This is a genomic window from Streptomyces albus subsp. albus (assembly GCF_000719865.1).
GTDB lineage: Bacteria > Actinomycetota > Actinomycetes > Streptomycetales > Streptomycetaceae > Streptomyces > Streptomyces albus_E.
In genome coordinates, this window is the sequence record NZ_JOID01000015.1 from 128,775 (window position 1) to 150,862 (window position 22,088).

At 71.5% G+C, this 22,088-nt stretch carries 15 protein-coding genes and 3 pseudogenes; 12 read left to right on the top strand and 6 right to left on the bottom strand.

Going from position 1 to position 22,088, the window contains the following annotated elements:
- Nucleotides 1-130 precede the first annotated feature (130 nt).
- A complete protein-coding gene (locus tag IF83_RS0116510) occupies nt 131-1,003 on the bottom strand; it encodes a hypothetical protein (RefSeq protein ID WP_030544960.1) in 873 nt (290 codons plus the stop codon).
- Between the two features lie 459 nt (nt 1,004-1,462).
- Entirely contained in the window at nt 1,463-1,753 is a 291-nt protein-coding gene (locus IF83_RS0116515) for a hypothetical protein (protein ID WP_030544961.1), read from the bottom strand.
- Between the two features lie 847 nt (nt 1,754-2,600).
- On the opposite strand from IF83_RS0116515, the gene IF83_RS0116520 reads away from it, so the two are divergent.
- The 7 genes and pseudogenes from IF83_RS0116520 to IF83_RS30300 all read left to right on the top strand — a co-directional run bounded on the left by IF83_RS0116520 (nt 2,601) and on the right by IF83_RS30300 (nt 12,725).
- The gene (locus tag IF83_RS0116520) at nt 2,601-4,658 is read left to right on the top strand and encodes an ABC transporter family substrate-binding protein (protein WP_078843534.1); all 2,058 of its coding nucleotides are present in this window, start codon (nt 2,601-2,603) and stop codon (nt 4,656-4,658) included.
- Nucleotides 4,659-4,920: 262 nt separating this feature from the next.
- Nucleotides 4,921-6,792: a translational GTPase TypA gene (typA, locus tag IF83_RS0116525; protein ID WP_030544963.1), complete on the top strand. Its 1,872-nt coding sequence runs from the start codon at nt 4,921-4,923 to the stop codon at nt 6,790-6,792.
- 568 nt (nt 6,793-7,360) lie between these two features.
- Nucleotides 7,361-8,977, top strand: coding sequence for a peptide ABC transporter substrate-binding protein (locus IF83_RS0116530; protein ID WP_030544964.1), 1,617 nt, complete (start codon nt 7,361-7,363; stop codon nt 8,975-8,977).
- Nucleotides 8,978-9,115: 138 nt separating this feature from the next.
- Entirely contained in the window at nt 9,116-10,045 is a 930-nt protein-coding gene (locus IF83_RS0116535) for an ABC transporter permease (protein ID WP_030544965.1), read from the top strand.
- Nucleotides 10,038-11,012 (top strand): ABC transporter permease, encoded by a 975-nt coding sequence (locus IF83_RS0116540; RefSeq protein ID WP_030544966.1) that lies wholly within the window; start codon nt 10,038-10,040, stop codon nt 11,010-11,012. Before IF83_RS0116535 ends, IF83_RS0116540 begins: the two co-directional genes overlap by 8 nt.
- A gap of 11 nt (nt 11,013-11,023) precedes the next feature.
- Nucleotides 11,024-11,804 (top strand): annotated as a pseudogene (locus IF83_RS32155) (ABC transporter ATP-binding protein).
- Nucleotides 11,797-12,725, top strand: a pseudogene (locus tag IF83_RS30300) (ABC transporter ATP-binding protein). Before IF83_RS32155 ends, IF83_RS30300 begins: the two co-directional pseudogenes overlap by 8 nt.
- A 399-nt stretch (nt 12,726-13,124) precedes the next feature.
- On the opposite strand, the gene IF83_RS30305 reads toward IF83_RS30300, so the two are convergent.
- A complete protein-coding gene (locus IF83_RS30305) occupies nt 13,125-13,496 on the bottom strand; it encodes a PIN domain-containing protein (RefSeq protein ID WP_051722832.1) in 372 nt (123 codons plus the stop codon).
- On the bottom strand, nt 13,493-13,756 hold the full coding sequence (locus IF83_RS30310) for a hypothetical protein (RefSeq protein ID WP_019710215.1): 264 nt from the start codon (nt 13,754-13,756) through the stop codon (nt 13,493-13,495). Before IF83_RS30310 ends, IF83_RS30305 begins: the two co-directional genes overlap by 4 nt.
- Before the next feature lie 181 nt (nt 13,757-13,937).
- Between IF83_RS30310 and IF83_RS0116565 the strand changes: the two genes are divergently transcribed.
- The 5 genes and pseudogenes from IF83_RS0116565 (at nt 13,938) to IF83_RS30315 (ending at nt 19,397) form a co-directional block, all read left to right on the top strand.
- Nucleotides 13,938-15,569: a peptide ABC transporter substrate-binding protein gene (locus IF83_RS0116565; RefSeq protein ID WP_030544969.1), complete on the top strand. Its 1,632-nt coding sequence runs from the start codon at nt 13,938-13,940 to the stop codon at nt 15,567-15,569.
- A 141-nt stretch (nt 15,570-15,710) separates the two neighbouring features.
- Nucleotides 15,711-16,634 (top strand): ABC transporter permease, encoded by a 924-nt coding sequence (locus IF83_RS0116570; protein WP_030544970.1) that lies wholly within the window; start codon nt 15,711-15,713, stop codon nt 16,632-16,634.
- The gene (locus IF83_RS0116575) at nt 16,627-17,604 is read left to right on the top strand and encodes an ABC transporter permease (RefSeq protein ID WP_030544971.1); all 978 of its coding nucleotides are present in this window, start codon (nt 16,627-16,629) and stop codon (nt 17,602-17,604) included. Before IF83_RS0116570 ends, IF83_RS0116575 begins: the two co-directional genes overlap by 8 nt.
- A gap of 12 nt (nt 17,605-17,616) precedes the next feature.
- Nucleotides 17,617-18,444 (top strand): ABC transporter ATP-binding protein, encoded by an 828-nt coding sequence (locus IF83_RS0116580; RefSeq protein WP_078843535.1) that lies wholly within the window; start codon nt 17,617-17,619, stop codon nt 18,442-18,444.
- Nucleotides 18,428-19,397: pseudogene (locus tag IF83_RS30315) on the top strand (ABC transporter ATP-binding protein). Before IF83_RS0116580 ends, IF83_RS30315 begins: the two are co-directional and overlap by 17 nt.
- Before the next feature lie 222 nt (nt 19,398-19,619).
- On the opposite strand, the gene IF83_RS0116595 reads toward IF83_RS30315, so the two are convergent.
- A complete protein-coding gene (locus IF83_RS0116595; protein WP_078843536.1) occupies nt 19,620-20,873 on the bottom strand; it encodes an ABC transporter ATP-binding protein in 1,254 nt (417 codons plus the stop codon).
- Nucleotides 20,870-22,081: an ABC transporter ATP-binding protein gene (locus tag IF83_RS0116600; protein ID WP_078843537.1), complete on the bottom strand. Its 1,212-nt coding sequence runs from the start codon at nt 22,079-22,081 to the stop codon at nt 20,870-20,872. The genes IF83_RS0116595 and IF83_RS0116600 overlap by 4 nt, the downstream gene beginning before the upstream one ends.
- Nucleotides 22,082-22,088 lie beyond the last annotated feature (7 nt).

Genomic DNA, 22,088 nt, shown 5'->3' on the forward strand with positions numbered 1-22,088 from the left:
CGGGGAGCTGCCGGAGCTGCCGGAGCTGTCGTCCTTCTCGTCACTCGGGTGAGTCCTCCCGGGACCGCGGGGCCGGCCGCCTTCCCGTCCTCCCGCTCTTCCGTTTCGCCCGTCCTTCCGCCCCTCCCGCTCAGAACAGCCTCGGGTCGTCGAAGACGCCGGTCGCCAGCAGATAGACGTAGAGATCGGCGAGGGCGACGCTGATCAGCGAGGCCCAGGCCAGCTGCGCGTGGCGGGCGTTGAGGCGGCTCACCCAGCCCCAGAGGCGGTACCGCACCGGATGCCGCGAGAAGTGCTTGAGCCGGCCGCCGACGATGTGCCGGCAGGAGTGGCAGGAGACGGTGTAGAGCCAGATCAGCGCGATGTTGACCAGCATGATCACGGTGCCGAGGCCCATGTGGCCCCAGGCGTAGGTCTCGTCGCGGAAGGCGAGCACCGTGTCGTAGGTCAGGATCAGGGCCACCGGCAGCGCCGCGTAGAAGAAGTAGCGGTGGATGTTCTGCAGGATCAGCGGGAAGCGGGTCTCGCCGCGGTACGCGGTGTGCGGCTCGGCGACCGCGCAGGCCGGGGGCGAGGCCCAGAATCCCCGGTAGTAGGCCTTCCGGTAGTAGTAGCAGGTCAGCCGGAAGCCGAGCGGGAAGACGAGGATGATCAGCGCCGGGGAGAGGCCCCACCACTCCCCGAACAGCGGCCAGTTGGGGCCCGCCTTCATGGGTTCGCAGTTCTCCGCCAGGCAGGGCGAGTAGAACGGCGAGACGTACGGGGCGGCGTAGTAGTCGGCGTTCGCGAAGGCGCGCCAGGTCGAGTAGACGACGAAGGCGAGCAGCCCGGCCGCGGTCGCGGCCGGCGCGAGCCACCAGCGGTCCGTACGGAGGTGGGCGGCGCCGATGGCGGCGCGCGCCGGGGAGTTCACGCCCCGGCGCACGCCACCGCGGGCCGTGCCGCCGGGGCCGGTGCCGCCGCCGGGCTCGCCGGTGGTCGTGGAGTCGGTGCCTGTGGCCAAGAGGGGCTCCGGGGTCGGACGGATGGGGCGGCGGGCCCGCGTGCGCCGCGGGGCTCGCGTGCGTCGCGGGTGTCTCGGGGGCTCTGGTGCGGGTGGATCCCGGTCAGGGGGCCGAGGCCTGGGATTGCGGGTCCGGGGGACGGCGAGGTCGGGTCGGGGTCGGACGGGGAGGCCCGGGGCCGGACGGCGCCTCGGGTGGCCGGGGGATCGGTGACCGCCGTGCGGTCCGGGGCCCGGCCGGGCGGCCGTGACGCCGATGGCCGGTACTCGGTGACCGGGGTGCGGACCCGAGGGCCTGGGCCGCCGGATGCCGACGGCCGGCCCCGTGGCCTCGGGTGGCCGAGGGCTCCTTGGCCGGGTGCGGGCCGGGGGCCGGTCCGGGTGGCCGTGCCGCCGGTGGCCGGGGGCCGTGGCTCGGGCGGCCGGTCCCGGAGCCGGAGTGACCGGGCCGCCCTGCCGTCAGGGCGCCTGTCCGTGACGAGCACCGAGCCCTTCGTCCTCGGCGTCCGCCCACAGGGCCGTGTTGTACGGAGCGTCCGGGATGACGATGACGTCCTGCCGGGGCTCGGACGGCAGTGCGGCCGGGACCGCCTCCCGCAGCAGCGCGAGGCTCTCGCGCAGATGCTCGGTGTCCGAGCGCACCCGGCGGATGTCGGGACCTCCGCCGACCTGGCGTTCCAGACGGTCCACCGTCCGGCCCAGCTCGTCGAGACAGCGCTGCGCGGCTCGTAGATCGTCGTGCAGGGACATAACTCGCCCTCACCTCCGCGGTGTTGCGGTGTGCGACTCCCGGAGAGTGTCGCGCGTCACACGCGCGCTTGTGAAGACGGCGGAGGCGAATAGCGCTCCGTTCACCCGCCACCGACCCCATCCCCGAACCCCCGTCCGCCCGCCCGGCACACGTACGCCGGCGAACCGTCCCGGCTCCGCCGGGGGGCCGGGGCCTGAGCCGAGGCCGGGGCCTTGAGCCGGGGCCGGGGCAGGGGCCGGGGCCGGGGCCTGAGCCGAGGCCTGAGCCGGGGCAGGGGCCGGGGCCAGGGCCGGGGCCTGAGCCGAGGCCTGAGCCGGGGCCGGGGCCGGGGCAGGGCTGGGGCCGGGAAAGGGCCGAGGCCGGGCGGGGGCCGGGCGATGGCAGGGGCCGGTGTCGGTGCCGGGGCCCGGGGGCCTGGCGCCCAAGAGCCGGGCCGGGACATCCCGCCCGGAGCAATGGGTGGCCGCGGGCGGGCAGCACCCGCGCGCAGCGCGGGACGACAGTGCCGCACCCGCGCGCAGCGCGGGGAAACGAAGCCGCACCCGGGGCAGGGACGGGCGGGGCGAGAGGGCAGAGGCGTCTCACCCGGAGCAATGGGTGGCCGCGGGCGGGCAGCACCCGCGCGCAGCGCGGGACAACGGCGCCGCACCCGGACAAGAACCGGAACCCGCGCCGGAGGCGAACCCGCGCCGGAGGCGAACCCGCGCCGGAGGCGAACCCGCGCCGGCAGGCGAGCACCACTCGCGCGGGTGACATCCCCGGCCCCCCGGCCGTATCCACCGTGCCCGGGCCCCGGACCGCCCCTTCAGTGGTGGGGAGAAACGCGTGCGAGCCGGGAGGTCCACCATGTCCAGTACCGGAGCAGCCGACCCGAGCACCGGTGTGGCCGACCGCCGGTCCCCGGCACCGCCCGACCGGTCCCCGGCACCAACCGACCGGTCCCCGGCACCGACCGACCGGTCCCCGGCACCGCCTGCCCGGGCGCGGGTGCGCGCACCCGCGCCCACCGCGCTGCTGCTGAGCGCCGCCCTGCTGGCCGGCCTCGCCGGGCTCACCGGCTGCGGCGGGGGCGACGACGACAAGCCGGCCGCCCACACCGCCCCGCCCGACATCGCCGCCACCCCCCGCGAGCAGGTGCGCGACGGCGGCACCGTCCGGTGGGCCGTCGACTCGGCGCCCGCCACGCTCAACGTCTTCCAGGCCGACTCCGGCGCCACCACCGACCGCATCGCCGAGGCCGTCCTCCCCGCGCTGTTCCACCTCGACCGCGCGGGCCGCCCGCAGCGCAACCCGGACCATCTCCGCTCGGCGGAGGTCGTCCAGCACGAGCCCGCGCAGGTGGTCGTCTACCGGCTGAACCCCGAGGCGGTCTGGAGCGACGGCCGCCCCCTGGGCGTGGCGGACTTCCGGGCCCAGTGGCAGGCGCTCAACGGGCGGAACCGCGCCTACTGGACGGCACGCAACGCCGGCTACGACCGCGTCGCCCGGGTCGACCCGGGCCGGGACGCCCACGAGATCCGGGTGACCTTCAACACGCCGTACGCCGACTGGCGTTCCCTCTTCACGCCGCTCTACCCGAAGTCGGCGATGGGCGGGGCCGACGCCTTCAACGACGGCACGCGCCGCACCCTCAGGGCCACCGCGGGCCCCTTCACCCTCCGTGCCCGGGATGCCCGCGAGCGCACCGTCACCCTCGTCCGCGACCCCCGGTGGTGGGGCGAGCGGGCCAAGCTCGACCGGCTCGTCCTCACCGCCGTGCCCCGCGAGCGGCGGGTGGCGGCGCTGGCCGGCGGGAAGATCGACATTGCGGGGATCGGCCGGCCGGAGGTGGAGGACATCCGCACGTCCGTACAGCGGCGCGACGCGAGGTCGGCGGCGCTGCGCCGGATCGACGTGCGCCGCTCCCTGGCCCCCGCCTACACGCAGCTCGCGCTGAACGGCGCCGAGGGCCCGCTGGCCGACGAGCGCGTGCGCCGCGCCGTGGCCCGCGCCATCGACCGCTCGGCGCTCGCCGAGTCGGTGCTGAAGCCGCTGGAACTCCCGGCCGCTCCGCCCGGCAGCCATCTGCGCCTGGCCGGCCAGCCCGGGTACGAGGACAACAGCTCGGCCCTCGGCGGGCCGGACCCCGCGGCGGCGCAGGCGATGCTCGCGGACGCGGGCTGGCGGACGATCACGGCCGGGCCCGGCGCCAGGGACGCCGGCAACAAGGAGTCCGGCACCAAGGAGCCGGGCACCGGGCGGGCCGCCGGCGAGGAAGCCGGCGAGAAGGCGGCGGAGCGGGGGAGCCAGGCCGGGGAGCTGACCGGCGAGAAAGCCGGCGAGAAGGCCGGCGAGAAGGCCGGTGAGCGGGCCCTGCCGGGCAACGCCCATGTGCTGCACAAGGACGGGGTGCCGCTCACGCTGGAGTTCGTCCTCCCCGAGGGGCGGGGCGCCGGGCAGCTCCGTGCCGTCGCGGAACGGATCACGCAGATGCTGACCGCGGTCGGGATCCGGGCGGAGATCGAGGAGGTGGCGGGGGAGAAGTTCTTCCGGGAGCACGTCGCCTCCGGGGACTTCGACCTGGCCCTCTACTCCTGGCCGGCCACCGCCTTCCCGGCGACCGACGCCCGCCCGGTCTTCGCCAAGCCGCGGCCGGCGCCGGACGGCTCGCTGACCGTCGAGCAGAACTACACGGGGGTGGGCACCGACCGCATCGACCAGCTCTTCGAGCAGGCGGCCGCGGAACTGGACGAGTCGGTGGCCCGGGAGCTGTTGAGCCGCGCCGACGCCCGGATCTGGGCCGCGGCCGGGTCCATCCCGCTCTACCAGCGGCCGGAGCTGGTGGCCGTGCGGCCCGGGGTGGTCAACGCCGGGGCCTTCGGCTTCGCGACGCCGCGCTATCAGGACGTGGGCTTCCGCCGCTGAGCCGCTGAGCCGCCGAGCCGCCGCCGCCGAGCCGCCGAGCCGCCGAGCCGCTCCGGCGCGCCTCCGCGCCCCGCACGGGAACCCCGCCCCCGCCCGCCCCTCGCAGCGCACGGCCCCGCCGGGCCCCGGGCGGGGCGGGGCTGCGCGCCGGGTGCGCCGGGGCCCGTACGATGGGGTGAGGCCGAGGCATGTTTCCAGCCCGGCGGGCGCGCGTGCCGGACCGTACGCGCCGCCATCCACGATTCCGGGAGTGCCCCGCAGTATGCCCACGCGCCACGACATCCGTAACGTAGCCATCGTCGCCCACGTCGACCACGGCAAGACGACCCTCGTCGACGCCATGCTCAAGCAGGCCGGCGCCTTCGCCGCGCACGCCGCCGAGAACCTCGACGAGCGCATGATGGACTCGAACGACCTCGAGCGCGAGAAGGGCATCACCATTCTCGCCAAGAACACCGCGGTCAAGTACCACCCGTCGGCCGGCGGCGGCCCCGTCACCATCAACATCATCGACACCCCCGGCCACGCCGACTTCGGCGGCGAGGTCGAGCGCGGCCTGTCGATGGTGGACGCCGTGGTGCTGCTGGTGGACGCCTCCGAGGGCCCGCTGCCGCAGACCCGCTTCGTGCTGCGCAAGGCGCTGCAGGCCAAGCTGCCGGTGATCCTCTGCATCAACAAGACGGACCGCCCTGACGCCCGGATCGCCGAGGTCGTCGACGAGACGTACGACCTCTTCCTCGATCTGGACGCGACCGAGGAGCAGATCGAGTTCCCGATCGTCTACGCCTGCGCCCGCGACGGCATCGCCTCGCTGACCAAGCCGGAGGACGGCACCGTCCCGGCCGACAGCAAGAACCTGGAGCCGTTCTTCACCACGCTCCTGGAGACCGTCCCGGCCCCGGAGTACGACGAGAGCGCCCCGCTCCAGGCCCATGTCACCAACCTGGACGCCGACAACTTCCTCGGCCGCATCGCGCTCCTCCGCGTCGAGCAGGGCGAGCTGAAGAAGGGGCAGACCGTCGCGTGGATCAAGCGCGACGGTTCCGTCTCCAACGTCCGCATCACCGAGCTGATGATGACCGAGGCGCTGACCCGCAAGCCGGCCGAGAAGGCGGGCCCGGGTGACATCTGCGCGGTCGCCGGCATCCCGGACATCATGATCGGCGAGACGCTGGCCGACCCGGAGAACCCGATCGCCCTGCCGCTGATCACGGTGGACGAGCCGGCCATCTCGATGACGATCGGCACCAACACCTCCCCGCTGGTCGGCAAGGGCGGCAAGGGCCACAAGGTCACCGCCCGGCTGGTCAAGGACCGGCTGGAGCGCGAGCTGATCGGTAACGTCAGCCTCCGCGTGCTGCCCACCGAGCGCCCCGACGCCTGGGAGGTGCAGGGCCGCGGCGAGCTGGCGCTGGCCATCCTCGTGGAGACGATGCGCCGGGAGGGCTTCGAACTGACCGTCGGCAAGCCCGAGGTGGTCACCAAGGAGATCGACGGCAAGCTCCACGAGCCGATCGAGCGGATGACCATCGACTCCCCCGAGGAGCACCTGGGCGCCATCACCCAGCTCATGGCCGCGCGCAAGGGCCGCATGGAGACGATGACCAACCACGGGTCCGGCTGGATCCGGATGGAGTGGATCGTCCCCAGCCGCGGCCTGATCGGGTTCCGGACGGAGTTCCTGACCCAGACCCGCGGCACGGGCATCGCGCACTCGATCTTCGAGGGCCACGAGCCCTGGTTCGGCGAGCTGCGCACCCGGAACAACGGCTCCCTGGTCGCCGACCGGTCCGGAGTCGTGACCGCCTTCGCGATGACGAACCTCCAGGAGCGCGGTGTGCTCTTCGTCTCCCCGGGCACCGAGGTCTACGAGGGCATGATCGTCGGCGAGAACTCCCGCGCGGACGACATGGACGTCAACATCACCAAGGAGAAGAAGCTCACCAACATGCGGTCCTCCACGGCCGATGTGACGGAGTCCCTGGTCCCGCCGCGGCTGCTGTCGCTGGAGCAGTCGCTGGAGTTCTGCCGGGACGACGAGTGCATCGAGGTGACCCCGGAGACGGTGCGCATCCGCAAGGTCGCCCTCGACCAGAAGGAGCGCGCCCGCGCGGCCTCCCGCGCCAAGCGCTGAGGTTGCGCCGCGGCTTCCCGCGCCGCGGTGCTTCCGGTCCGTCCGGGGGCGTCCTTCGGGGCGCCCCCGGCGGCGTTGGCGGCGGCCTCTGGCCGGATGGCCGGTTCTCGCTGGTTTCCGGCGGGCTACGCGTGGGTAATCGACGCCCGGCGGGCCCTGTCGGAGAGGGTGCCGGAGAGGCCCCGGAGAGGGTGCCGAGCGGGTCTTTCGACGGGCCTTGTTGATCTCCGTTGTCAATCCGATTTCGCGCGGATCGCGTTCGACTATCGGTCCCCGTCATCCGGTACATGAGTTAACAGTCCGTTTCGTGCCTGTCTGTATGGGCTTAGTTTGCCCGGATTTCGGCCATCCGGCCTGGTTGATGTGACCAAACCGAGATCCCTGACGTGTGGTTTCGGGGGTCCCGGGTGACCGATAGTGGGGTCCATCGAGCTCGGGTCAATGGGTCACGCGCTGTGGGGAGCGCGCCGACTCACGAGCACAGGTGCCGGCTGCGGCTGTCAGGGGTGTCAGCCCGCGACCGGCGCCCTTCCATGTACTGACGATGGACTCCTGAGGAGGCACACCCATGCGCGGTGCCAGAAGTGCCAAGTTCGCTGCGGGTGCGATAGCCGTGACGATGGCCGTGACGGCGTGCGGCGGCGGCAGCGACGACGAAGGCAAGAAGTCGAGCTCCGGCAAGCCCGAGGGCTACGTCTCGATCGAGGTCGGCGAGCCCCAGAACGCGCCGATCCCCTCGGACACGAACGAGAGCAACGGCAGCTACCTCGTCAAGGCGCTCTTCACCCAGCTCCTCGAGCACGACAACGAGGGCAAGCCGGTCTACCTGAACGCCGAGTCGATCAAGACCGAGGACTCGAAGCTCTGGACGGTCAAGCTGAAGGACGGCTGGACCTTCCACAACGGCGAGAAGGTCACCGCCCAGTCCTACGTGGACACCTGGAACTGGGCCGCCCACATCAAGAACAACCAGAAGAACAGCTTCTGGTTCGCCGACATCAAGGGCTACGACGAGGTGCACCCCGAGAAGGGTGACGCCAAGGCCGAGAAGATGTCCGGTCTGAAGGTCGTCGACGACCTCACCTTCACCATCGAGCTCTCCAAGCCGGTCCCGTACTTCGAGTACAAGATGGGCTACACGACCTGGGCCCCGCTGCCCAAGTCGGCCATGGAGGACCCGAAGGCGTTCGCCAAGAACCCGGTGGGCAACGGCCCCTACAAGTTCGAGAAGTGGCAGCACAAGAAGCTCTTCCAGGTCGCCGCCTACGACAAGTACAAGGGCGACGACAAGGCGGCCAACAAGGGCATCCAGTTCAAGAACTACTCGACCCCCGAGGCCGCGTACCAGGAGCTCATCTCGGGCAACCTCGACGTGGTGCGCCAGATCGCGTCCCGCGACCTGCCCAAGTACAAGAGCGACCTGGGCGACCGTGCGATCGAGGAGCCCTTCGCCGGCGTCCAGAGCATCGTCCCGGCCTTCTACAGCAAGCCGTTCAAGGACGTCGACCCCAAGGTCATCCAGGGCCTGTCCATGGCGATCGACCGCGAGACCATCGCGAAGACCGTCATGAACGGCACCCGTGACGCGGCCACCAGCTTCACCCCGCCGCAGGTCATGGGCAACCAGGACCTCGACTCGCCGGCCTTCAAGTTCGACCCGAAGCAGGCCAAGAAGCTGGTCGAAGAGGGCGGCGGCATCCCGGGCAACAAGGTGTGGATCCAGTTCAACGCCGATGGTGGCCACAAGGACTGGGTGACGGCGGTCTGCGAGAACATCCGCCAGAACACCGGTGTGGAGTGCATCCCGGACTCCAAGCCGGACTTCCAGACCGACCTGGACCTGCGTGACGCCAACAAGGTCAAGGGCATGTACCGCGGTGGCTGGGTGGCCGACTACCCGGTGAACGTCAACTTCATGCGGGAGCTCTACCACACCAAGGCCGAGGCCAACAGCGGTCGCTTCTCCAACAAGGAGATCGACAAGCTGATGGAGAAGGGCGACAACGCCGAGACCCTGGAGGAGTCGCTCAAGATCTACCAGGAGGTCGAGCGCAAGCTGGCCGAGCAGATGCCCGCCATCCCGGTCTTCAACTACAAGATCAACGCCGGCTACGGCAAGGACGTCGACAACGTCACGACCGACTGGCACGGCGACATCGTGATCGACCAGGTCACGGTCAAGTAAGACGCGCGCGGAACCCCGTTCCGCATCCGGCCGATCCCGCCGCGGCCGCAAACCGGCAGTCGGCGGGGCAGGCACCCCGGGGGCCGTTCCCAGCAGTGGAACGGCCCCTTGGGGCCGTCCGTTCCTATTGGAGGCAACATGGGGCGCTATGTCGTGCGGCGACTGCTCCAGGCGATACCGGTTTTCCTCGGGTCAACCCTGCTGATCTTCCTCATGATGTACAGCCTGCCCGGCGATCCCGTGCGGGCCCTCTGGGGCGACCAGTCCGTGGACCCGGCACAGATCGCGGCGTTGAAGAAGGACCTCGGCCTCGATCTGCCTCTCTGGCAGCAGTATCTGAACTACATCGGAGGGCTGTTCCAGGGCGACTTCGGTACCCAGATCGCCAGCCAGCGACCGGTGTCCGAAGTCATCGCCGACGCGCTCCCGGTCACCATCCGGCTGACCCTGTTCGCCTTCACCTTCACCGTCCTCGTCGGCATCTCGCTCGGCATCGCGGCCGGGCTCTGGGCGGACCGGCTGCTGGACCGGGCGATGCTCTTCTTCACCCTGCTGCTGATTTCCGTCCCGTCCTTCGTCCTGGGCTACACCGCGCAGTTCTGGCTGGCCTTCAAGTTCCAGCTGCTGACGCCCACGGTGCAGGACTCGGAGGCCTTCGGCGATCTGCTGATGCCGGCCATCGTGCTCGGCTCGCTCTCCCTGGCCTATGTGGTCCGGCTGACCCGCACCTCCGTCGTGGAGAACCTGCGCTCCGACTACATCCGCACCGCCATCGCCAAGGGCCTGCCGCGCCGCCGGGTCATCGGAGTGCATCTGATGCGCAACTCCCTGATCCCGGTGGTCACCTTCCTCGGTACCGACCTCGGCGCGCTGCTCGGCGGAGCGGTCATCACGGAGGGCATCTTCAACGTCCAGGGCGTCGGCAACCTCGTCTACGAGGCACTGCTCCGCCGTGAGGGATCGACGGTGGTGGGCGTCGTCACCCTGCTCGTCATCCTCTACCTCACCATCAGCCTGATCGTCGACCTGCTTTACGCGGTTCTGGACCCGAGGATCCGTTATGTCTGACGTCACTCAAGCCACCCATGTCCCCGCCCCGGCGACCCCGGCGGACCTGGACAAGACTGCCGACACCCCCGGCACGGGCAACGGTGAGGGCGGTCCGGTCGGCAAGCCGCGGAGCCTGTGGTCCGACGCCTGGCACGACCTGCGGCGCAACCCGCTCTTCGTGATCTCGGCCGGACTGATCCTCCTGCTGCTGGTGATGGCCGTTTGGCCGACCCTTTTCACCGGCGCGTCCCCGCGCCGCGGTGACCTGGCGAACCACTATCTCCAGGCACCGCAGCTCACCCACTTCTTCTCACCGGAGTGGCTCGGCTACGACCATCAGGGCCGCAGCATTTACGCGCGGGTGGTCCACGGCGCTCGCGCCTCCGTAACCGTCGGTATCGCCGTGACGCTGCTGGTCACCGTCTTCGGCGGCCTGCTCGGTATGATCGCCGGATACTTCGGCGGCTGGATCGACAGCGTCCTGTCCCGGATCCTCGACGTGTTCGCCGGCCTGCCCTTCCTGCTCGGTGCGATGGTCGTGCTCAACGTCTTCGATGTCCGCACCGTCTGGATCGTCTCCCTGGCACTGGCCTTCCTCGGCTGGACCCAGATCGCCCGCGTCACCCGCGGCTCGGTGATCACCACCAAGCAGTCGGACTACGTTCAGGCCGCGAAGGCTCTTGGCGCCGGCACCGGCAGGATCCTGCTGCGGCACGTGCTGCCCAACGCGATCGCCCCGGTGATCGTCGTCGCCACCATCGCGCTCGGCGGTTACATCGCGGCCGAGGCCAGTCTGTCCTTCCTGGGCATCGGCATCTCGCCGCCCACGGTTTCCTGGGGCATGGACGTCTCCGACGGCGCCGACCAGCTGCGCAACGCGCCGCACGCTCTGTTGGCGCCGGCCATCATGGTGTCGGTCACCGTGCTGGCGTTCATCATGCTCGGCGATGCGGTCCGCAACGCCCTCGACCCCAAGCTGCGCTGAGGGAGGCGTACGTGACCACCATCGAGAAGACCTCGGCCGAACCCAAGCCCGCGGGCGGGGCGGACGGCACACCACTGCTCGAAGTCCGCGATCTGCACGTGGAGTTCCACACCCGCGACGGCGTGGCCAAGGCCGTCAACGGCGTCAACTACTCCGTGTCCGCCGGTGAGACCCTCGCCGTGCTCGGCGAGTCCGGTTCCGGCAAGTCCGTGACCGCGCAGGCGGTCATGGGCATCCTGGACATGCCCCCCGGCCGCATCCCCAAGGGGGAGATCTTCTTCCGCGGCCAGGACATGCTGAAGATGTCCGCCGAGGAACGCCGGAAGATCCGCGGCGCCAAGATGGCGATGATCTTCCAGGACGCCCTGTCCTCGCTCAACCCCGTCTTCACCGTCGGCTTCCAGCTCGGCGAGATGTACCGGGTGCACCAGGGCCTGTCCCGGAAGGCCGCCAAGGCCAAGGCCGTGGAACTGATGGACCGGGTGAAGATCCCCGCCGCCAAGCAGCGGGTGAACGACTATCCGCACCAGTTCTCCGGCGGTATGCGGCAGCGCATCATGATCGCGATGGCGCTGGCCCTGGAGCCGGACCTGATCCTACGCGATCAAGGGCCTGCCGCCCAACCTGACCCGTATCCCGTCCGGTTGCGCCTTCAACCCGCGCTGCCCCAAGGCGCAGGACGTCTGCCGCGCCGACATCCCGCCGCTGTACCAGGTCACCGAGCGGGACGGCACGGAACTCGACGGCCGCCGCAGCGCTTGCCACTTCTGGGAGGAGACGATCCATGGCTGAGATCAGCAAGAAGGACGAGGCCACGGGCGCTTCCACCGTCACCTCCGAGCAGGCGGCCGAGGCCGAGAAGACCGCGGCCGATGCCGCGGCGGCCCAGGAGTCCGACGAGACCGCCGAGGTCGTGGCGGCCATCGAGTCCCCGGTCGAGCGCGGCGAGCCGATCCTGCAGGTGCGCAACCTGGTCAAGCACTTCCCGCTGACCCGGGGCATCCTCTTCAAGCGGAAGATCGGCGCGGTCAAGGCCGTCGACGGCATCTCCTTCGACCTGCACCAGGGCGAGACCCTGGGCATCGTCGGCGAGTCCGGCTGCGGCAAGTCCACCGTCGCCAAGCTGCTGATGACGCTGGAGCACGCCACCGCCGGCGAGGTCTTCTACAAGGGCCAGGACATCACCAAGCTGTCCGGGCGCGCGCTGAAGGCCGTCCGCCGCAACATCCAGATGGTGTTCCAGGACCCGTACACCTCGCTCAACCCGCGGATGACGGTCGCCTGATGGAGAAGCTGCAGGACGAGTTCAACCTCTCCTACATCTTCATCGCGCACGACCTCTCCATCGTCCGCCACATCTCCGACCGGGTCGGAGTCATGTACCTCGGCAAGATGGCCGAGATCGGCTCCGACGAGGAGATCTACGACCACCCGACGCACCCGTACACCCAGGCGCTGCTCTCCGCCGTCCCCGTCCCGGACCCCGAGATGCGCGAGGGCCGCGAGCGGATCCTGCTCACCGGTGACGTGCCGTCCCCGGCCAACCCGCCGTCGGGCTGCCGCTTCCGCACCCGCTGCTGGAAGGCGCAGGACAAGTGCGCCGTGGAGGAGCCGCTGCTGGCGGTTCCGGAGCGCTTCAAGAGCTCCGACACCCCGGCGAACCACGAGTCGGCGTGCCACTTCGCGGAGGAGAAGGACGTCGTCCACGCGTAACGCCCACCCCCGTCCCGCGCCCGGCGCGGGCCGGGCGGACTCGGCCCCGGCCCCCGGTCATGAACCGGGGGCCGGGGCCGTTCGCGTATCGCGGAGTGGCGGAAGAGGCGGCCACTCCTTCGGGTGGTCCGGCCGACGGGACGGGGCAGGGCGTCCGGAACTCCGCAGGGTTCCCACATGAGTTCTGAGTACGTCACCCTCACCATCCCCAGCGAGGTGCTGGAGGCGGCACAGGCCGCTGCGGAGCGGGAAGGGCTGAGCGTGTCGGCTTGGCTCTCACAGACCGCCCAGCACGCCGTTCGCGAGTGCTGCCGACTGGTCTTCGCCCGGGCACGACGGAGAAGCGCCGCAGCACGGCAGCTGACCCTCCGTTCCGTCCTCCTGCCGCGATCCCTGACATCACGGCTTGCCGATGTCCACCACCCAGACACCCGTTCCGTCGTATGCCTCCGGGGTGCCGCTCAGCACCTGGCCGCCCGCCGGGTCGGACACGGCGGCGTAGACGGCGTGGGCGTGGCGCCAGTCCAGCCCGGCGCCGGCGGCCTGTTCCACGGCGGCGGTCGCGGCGAAGTCGAGGGGGAGGAACTCCAGGCCCGGGAGGGCTCCCAGATGGGCGGCGGCGCCCGGGAGTTCGAGACTGGCCGACACCAGGCAGAGGGCGGGGACCTGGGCCCGCTGGGCGGGGTCACCGGCCTCCACGACCGCCAGGCCGGAAAGGAAGCGGTGCCCGCGGCAGAGGGCGAGCACGGCCGTGTGATCGAGGATGATCACCTGCGGCTCCCGAGGCGGCCGGCCGCGATGTCGGCACGCCACTGCTGAGCCCGGCGCACGTCGTCCTCGGTGAGATCCGGGCAGAGGTTCGCGCGGATGTAGGCCAGGCCCCGCGCGGTGCGTTCGGCGCGCTCCGCCTCGGTGGGCGTCTCCGTGGCCATCCGCTCCACCAGGCTGCGCACACTGGTGCCGCGCTCCTCGGCCAGTATGCGCAGGCGGTCGCGGACGTCATCGGTGATTTTGATGGTGGTGTCGGCCATACGGCGAGAATACCGTTGAATACCGGCCGGGTGCGCCCAGGGCTCCGCGCGGACGCGCGCTCCTGCGGGCGGGTGACTCCCCGCCCGCCGCCCGCGCGGATGGCGCAGGCCGGGATGCGGGGGCGGGCGAAGCGGGCTCGGATGGGACCGGGCGTCCGTTCCCCGACCGAGGAGGCACCTCATGCGCCGATCCCTGCACGCCAGATGGGCCGCCTGCGCGATCGCCGCCGCACTGGCCGCGACGGCCTGCGGCGGGGACGACAACGGCGGAAGCGGGGGAGGGGACGGGACCGGCGTCCTCAGCTCCTCCTGGGGCGACCCGCAGAACCCGCTGGAGCCGGCGAACACCAACGAGGTCCAGGGCGGCAAGGTCCTCGACATGATCTTCCGCGGGCTCAAGCGGTACGACCCGGAGACCGGCGAGGCCAAGGACATGCTCGCCGAGTCCATCACCACCGACGACTCGCAGACCTTCACCGTCAAGGTCAAGGACGGCTGGACGTTCAGCAACGGCGAGAAGGTCACCGCCAAGTCGTTCGTGGACGCCTGGAACTACGGCGCCAACGTCGACAACGCCCAGAAGAACGCCTACTTCTTCGAGTACATCGAGGGGTACGACGAGGTGCACCCGGAGGAGGGTGAGCCGACGGCGAAGACCCTCTCCGGGCTGAAGGTGAAGGACGACCGGACCTTCACCGTCAAGCTCAGCCAGAAGTTCTCCACCTGGCCCGACACCCTCGGCTACAACGCCTTCGCCCCGCTGCCCCGGGCCTTCTTCGACGACCACGACGCCTGGGTGAAGAAGCCCGTCGGCAACGGCCCCTACCAGGTCGAGTCCTACACCAAGGGCTCCGTGATGAAGCTGCGGAAGTGGGACAAGTACCCGGGGGACGACAAGGCGCAGAACGGCGGCGTCGACCTCAAGGTCTACACCGACAACAACGCCGCCTACACCGACCTCCTCGCCGGCAACCTCGACCTCGCCGACGACATCCCCGCCGCCCAGCTCAAGAACGTCGAGAACGACCTCGGCGACCGCTACATCAACCAGCCGGCCGGCATCATCCAGACCCTCGCCTTCCCCTTCTACGACGACGCCTGGGGCGAGGGGAAGGAGCAGCTGCGCAAGGGCATCTCCCGGGCCATCAACCGCGAGCAGATCACCGAGCAGATCTTCAGCGGCACCCGCACCCCCGCCACCGACTGGACCTCCCCCGTGCTCGGTGAGGACGGCGGCTACGAGAAGGGCCTGTGCGGCGAGGCCTGCGAGTACGACCCGGCGGAGGCCAAGAAGATGATCGAGGAGGCCGGCGGCCTCCCCGGCGGGAAGATCACCCTCAGCTCCAATGTCGACACCGGCTCCCACCGCGAGTGGCTCGACGCCGTCTGCAACAGCATCAACAACGCCGTCGGCCGGGACAGCGCCTGCACCGTCAACCCGGTCGGCACCTTCGCGGACTACCGCAACCAGATCGGCGACCAGCGGATGAAGGGCCCCTTCCGGGCCGGCTGGCAGATGGACTACCCGCTGATCCAGAACTTCCTCCAGCCGCTCTACTACACCAACGCCTCCTCCAACGACGGCAAGTGGAGCAACAAGGAGTTCGACAAGCTCGTCGACGAGGCCAACGCCGAGAGCGACACCGGGAAGGCCGTGGAGACGTTCCAGGAGGCCGAGAAGGTGCTCGCCGAGGAGATGCCCGCCATCCCGCTCTGGTACCAGAACGGCAGCGCCGGCTACTCCGACAAGCTCACCAACGTGAAGCTCAACCCCTTCAGCGTCCCCGTCTACGACCAGATCAAGGTCGCCTGACGAGCCCGGCGAGCCCGGCAGGCCCCACGAGCCCGGCAGCCCTCACGAGCCCGGCGCGCCCGACGGCCCGTACCGCCCGTACCGGAGAACCACGCGGTACGGGCGCGGGCGGCGGCGCACCACGACCCCCGGAGCACCCCCATGGGACGCTATGTGATCCGGCGGCTGCTCCAGATGATCCCCGTGTTCATCGGCAGCACCTTCCTGATCTTCGTCATGGTGTACGCGCTCGGCGACCCCGTCGCGGCGCTCTTCGGCGACCGGGCGCCCGACCCGGCCACCGCCGCCCGCATCCGCAAGGAGCTCTACCTCGACCAGCCGCTGTGGAAGCAGTACCTGCACTACATGGGCCAGATCTTCCGCGGCGACTTCGGGACGGCCTTCAACGGCCAGCCGGTGCTGGAGCTGATGGCCACCGCCTTCCCGGTGACCCTGCGGCTGACCCTGGTCGCGGTGGTCATCGAGGTGATCGTCGGCATCGTCCTCGGGGTGGTCAGCGGGCTGCGGCGCGGCCGGGCCGTGGACACCGGCCTGCTCTTCCTCACCCTGATCGTGATCTCCGTCCCCACCTTCGTGACCGGCTATCTGCTCCAGTTCCTTTTCGGGGTGAAGTGGGGGCTCGTCCGGCCCTCCGTCTCCACCGACGCGACCTTCGAGGAGCTGCTGCTGCCGGGCGTGGTGCTCGCCCTGGTCTCGCTGGCCTACGTCACCCGGCTCACCCGCACCTCGATCGCGGAGAACGTCCGCGGCGACTACGTCCGCACCGCGATCGCCAAGGGCCTGCCGCGCCGCCGCGTCATCGTCCGGCACCTGCTGCGCAACTCGCTGATCCCCGTGGTCACCTTCATCGGCACCGACATCGGCGCCCTCATGGGCGGGGCCATCGTCACCGAGCGGATCTTCAACATCCACGGCGTCGGCTTCCAGCTCTACCAGGGCATCCTGCGCAACAACTCGCCCACGGTCGTCGGCTTCGTCACCATCCTGGTCATCGTCTTCCTGCTGGCGAACCTCGTCGTCGACCTGCTGTACGCCGTACTCGACCCGAGGATCCGCTATGCCTGACGGCAACGACCCCGACCGGGCCATCGCCCCCACCGGAGCCGGCGGTTCGGCCGATCTCGCCATGGGCGAGGCCGAGACGCTGGAGCGCCCTCCCCGGCGCGGGCCCGACGGCACGGACACCGGAAAGCCGCGCAGCCTCTGGTCCGACGCCTGGCGGGAGCTGCGCCGCAACCCCGTCTTCATCGTCTCCGCGCTGCTGATCCTCTTCCTCGTGGTGATCTCCATCTGGCCGCAGCTGATCGTCTCCACCAACCCGCTCTCCTGCGACCTCTCCAAGTCCCAGCAGGGCCGCGCCCCCGGCCACCCCTTCGGCTACGACACCCAGGGCTGCGACGTCTACGCCCGCACCGTGCACGGGGCCCGCGCCTCCGTCACCGTCGGTGTCTGCGCCACCCTGGGCGTGGCGCTGCTCGGCGGGCTCATCGGCGGGCTGGCCGGCTTCTTCGGCGGCTGGGCCGACGCGGTGCTCTCCCGGGCCGCCGACATCTTCTTCGGCATCCCGGTGATCCTCGGCGGGCTGGTCTTCCTCTCCGTGGTCACCAGTACGACGGTGTGGCCGGTGGTGGGCTTCATCGTGCTGCTGGGCTGGCCGCAGATCGCCCGTATCGCCCGCGGCGCGGTGATCACCGCCAAGGAGAACGACTACGTCCAGGCCGCCCGGGCGCTCGGCGCGAGCAACCGCCGGATGCTGCTGCGGCACGTGGCGCCCAACGCCGTCGCCCCGGTGATCGTGGTGGCCACCATCGCGCTCGGCACCTACATCGCGCTGGAGGCCACCCTGTCGTTCCTCGGGGTCGGGCTGCGCCCGCCGACCGTCTCCTGGGGCATCGACATCTCCAACGCCGCCTCCCAGATCCGCAACGCCCCGCACATGCTGCTCTGGCCGGCCGGCGCCCTGAGCATCACGGTGCTGGCGTTCATCATGCTGGGCGACGCGGTGCGCGACGCCCTCGACCCCAAGCTGCGCTGAGGAGCCGCCACCATGCCCGCGACCGCGACGCCGACCGCAGACGGAGAGCAGCCCGCACCGGGACGGGGCGGCGTGCCGGACGGCGAGGGCCCGCTGCTGGACGTCCGCGATCTGCGGGTGGAGTTCCGCACCCGCGACGGCGTCGTCCAGGCCGTCAACGGCGTGACCTACGACGTGGACGCGGGGGAGACCCTCGCCGTGCTCGGCGAGTCCGGCTCGGGCAAGTCGGTGACCGCGCAGGCCGTCATGGGCATCCTGGACTCCCCGCCGGGGCGGATCACCGGCGGGGAGATCCTCTTCCGCGGCCGGGACCTGCTGCGGGCGGGCCGCGAGGAGCGCCGCGCGATCCGCGGCGCGCAGATGGCGATGATCTTCCAGGACGCGCTGTCCTCGCTCAACCCCGTGCTCTCGGTGGGCTATCAGCTCGGCGAGATGTTCCAGGTGCACCGGGGCGATTCGCGGAAAGCGGCCCGCGCGAAGGCCGTCGAGCTGATGGACCGGGTCCGCATCCCGGCGGCCAAGCAGCGGGTGAACGACTATCCGCACCAGTTCTCCGGCGGTATGCGGCAGCGCATCATGATCGCGATGGCGCTGGCCCTGGAGCCGGACCTGATCCGCAAGGGGAAGCGGCTCTACGCCGTCAAGGGCCTGCCCCCCAACCTCACCCGGATCCCGCGCGGTTGCGAGTTCCATCCACGCTGCCCCCGGGCGCAGGCGGTCTGCGTCACCGACCGGCCGCCCCTCTACACCGTCGCCGAGAACGACGGCACCCCGCTGCCCGGCCGCGCCAGCGCCTGCCACTTCTGGAAGGACGAACTCAACGATGCACCAGCACATTGAGGTGGAGCCGCCGCGCGAGCCGGAGCCGCAGCAGTCGCCCCGGCCGCCGCGGCCCGAGCCGATCCTCGAAGTGCGCGATCTGCAGAAGCTGTACCCGCTGACCCGCGGCGTCGTGTTCCGCCGGCAGACCGGCGCGGTCCGGGCCGTGGACACCGTCTCCTTCGACCTCGCGCGCGGCGAGACGCTGGGCATCGTCGGCGAGTCCGGCTGCGGCAAGTCGACGGTGGCGAAGCTGCTGGTCCATCTGGAGCGGCCGACCTCCGGCACCATCCGCTACAAGGGCGAGGACGTCACCAAGCTGTCCGGGCGCGCGCTGAAGGCCGTCCGCCGCAACATCCAGATGGTGTTCCAGGACCCGTACACCTCGCTCAACCCGCGGATGACGGTCGGAGCCGGTCTCGGCCCTGGACGTCTCCGTCCAGGCGCAGGTGATCAACCTGATGGAGAAGCTCCAGGACGAGTTCGACCTCTCCTACATCTTCATCGCGCACGACCTGTCGGTGGTGCGGCACATCTCCGACCGGGTCGGCGTGATGTACCTCGGACGGTTCGCCGAGACCGGCACCGATGAGGAGATCTACGAGCACCCCACCCACCCGTACACCCAGGCGCTGCTCTCCGCCGTCCCCGTCCCCGACCCGGCGGCGCGCGAGCAGCGCGAGCGCATCCTGCTCTACGGGGACGTGCCCTCCCCGGCCGACCCCCCGTCGGGCTGCCGCTTCCGCACCCGCTGCTGGAAGGCACAGGAGAAATGCGCCCGGGAGGTGCCGGCGCTCGCCGTGCCGGCGGAGTTCCGCGACCGGGCCGGGCCCGCCGCCCACCCCTCGGCCTGCCACTTCGCGGAAACCCTGCCGCTGGCCCGGCCGGCGCCGCAGCACGTACGGCAGGGCGGGCCCAGCGACCCGCACGGCTCGGGGGAGACCCCGGAACCGGGCGGCCGGCGCGACGGGTGACGCGGGCGGGGCCGGCCCGGCGGTCCCGGGCCGCCCCGGGACCCGTGGCCCCCGGGGCCGACCCGGCCGGGCCGCTGCGGTCCGGGACCCGCCGTGGCCGGGTCGGGCCCCGGACCTCCTGGCCTCTGCCCACGGTTCCGGCCGGGCCGGGCGGACCACGGGCCGGCCCGCTGCGGCGCCCGCGTCCGCCGGCCCCCGCCGCCACGGTTCCGGCCGGGCGGGTCAGCTCTGTTCGCCCGTCCGCGGCTCGCCGGCCCCGCGCTCCTCGATCGCGGCCAGCGCCGGGTCCAGGACGATGTCCTCGGTGCGGGCCGAGGTGGACGGCTCCTCCGGGAAGTGGCACGCCGTCAGATGACCTTCGCGGTTCCCCTCGATCCGGACCAGCGGCGGCACCTCGGCGGCGCACCGCTTCCGCGCCTTCCAGCAGCGGGTGCGGAACCGGCAGCCCGAGGGCGGGTCGACCGGGGAGGGCACGTCGCCCGCGAGACGGATGCGCTCGCGGCGCTCCGCCCCGCCGGCCCCGTGCGCCTCCTCCCCGGCACCGTACGTCCCGATCTCCGGTACGGCCGACAGCAGCGCGTGCGTATAGGGATGCCGGGGCGCCCGGTAGATCGCGTCGCGGTCGCCCACCTCCACGATCCTCCCCAGGTACATCACGGCCACCCGCTGCGAGAAGTGCCGCACCACCGCGAGGTCGTGGGCGATGAAGAGGAAGGCGATGCCCAGCTCCCGCCGGAGGTCCTGGAGCAGATTGACCACCTGCGCCTGGATGGAGACGTCCAGTGCCGAGACCGGCTCGTCGGCGACGATCAGCCTCGGCTCCAGGCCGAGGGCGCGGGCCACCCCGATGCGCTGCCGCTGCCCGCCGGAGAACTCGTGCGGGAAGCGGTTGTAGTGCTCGGGGTTGAGGCCGACGGTCTCCAGCAGCTCCCGCACCCGGTGCTCGCGGCCGCCCGGCGGATCGATGCCGTTGATCTCCATCGGGCCGCCGATGATCGTGCCGACGGTCTGCCGGGGGTTGAGCGAGGAATACGGGTCCTGGAAGATCATCTGGATCTCGGAGCGGACCGGGGCCAGCTCCCTGCGGCTCGCGTGGGTGATGTCCCGGCCCCGGTAGCGGATCCGGCCGGCCGTCGGCTCCAGCAGCCGCGTGAGCAGCCGCCCGGTGGTGGACTTGCCGCAGCCGGACTCCCCGACGAGGCCGAAGCTCTCGCCGGCCCGGACGGTCAGATCGATCCCGTCCACCGCCCGCACGGCCCCGACCTGGCGCCGGAACGGGAAGCCGCCCAGCACGGGAAAGTGCTTGACCAGGCCCTCGGCGACGAGCAGCGGCTCCCCGGCCGCCGGTTCGCCTCCGGCGGCGCGGACGGAACGGGCCCGGTGCGCCGGGCCGGAGCCGGAAGCCGCCGGGCCGGCGGACTCCCCGGCGGACTCCCCGGCCGTGCCCGGCGCGGGCGGTGTGCGCTCGTTCGTCATCGGCCCGTCTCCCCCTGCTCCTGCCGGGGCACCCCGGGCCTCCCGGTCCCCGCGTCCCCGCTCCGCGATGGCGCGTCCGGTGCGTCCGGCGGGTCCGTCGCGTCCGTCCCGGCGTGCGCCTCCCGCGCCCCGCGCCGCGATGGCATGCCCCCGTCCGCCCACAGGTCCCGTTTTTGCTCCGGCGTCAAGTGACAGGCGGCGCCCCGCCCTTCGGGCAGCTCCGGCCGCTCGCGGACGCAGCGCCCCGGCCCGCCCCGCACCTCCGGCGGGAAGGCGCAGCGCGGGTGGAACGGGCAGCCGGAGGGCGGCGCCAGCAGGCTCGGCGGGGTGCCCGGAATGGGGTGCAGCGCCTCCTCCGGGTCGGACAGGAGGCTCGGCATCGACCGGAGCAGCCCCCAGGTGTACGGGTGCCGCGGCGCGCCCAGCACCTCCGGGACCGAACCGCGCTCCACGGCCCGCCCGGCGTACATCACCAGGATGTCGTCGGCGGTGTTGGCGACGACGCCCAGATCGTGGGTGATGAGGATGATCGCCGAGCCGAACTCCTGCTGGAGTTCCCCGAGGAGGTCCAGGATCTGGGCCTGCACGGTGACGTCGAGGGCGGTGGTCGGCTCGTCCGCGATCAGCAGGTCCGGGTCGCAGACCAGCGCCATGGCGATCATGGCCCGCTGCCGCATCCCGCCGGAGAACTGGTGCGGGTAGTCACCGGCCCGCAGCCGGGGGCGGGGGATGCCGACCTTCTCCAGCATCTCCACCGCCCGCTCCCACGCCTCCCGCTTCGAGGCGCCGGTGTGCTTGCGGTACGGCTCGGCGATCTGCCGGCCGATGGTGTAGTACGGAGAGAGCGCCGTGAGCGGATCCTGGAAGATCATCGCCATCTTGTTGCCGCGGAGCCGCTCCAGCGTCCGCTCCGGCGCCCCGGTCAGCTCCCGCCCGTCGAGCAGGATCTCCCCGGTGATGGTGGTGGTGCGCGGGTCGTGCAGGCCCAGGACGGCGAGGTTGGTGACGGACTTGCCCGAACCGGACTCGCCGACGATGCCGAGGGTCCTGCCCCGCTCCAGGGAGAAGGAGAGCCCGTCCACGGCGCGGACGGTGCCGTCCTCGGTGGCGAAGCGCACGTGCAGGTCGTGTACGGAGAGGAAGGGCCCGGAGCCGGTGCCCGGCCCGGCGGGGGCGGGCCCGGCCGCTTCCTTGCTGACGGTGGTCACAGGGGTC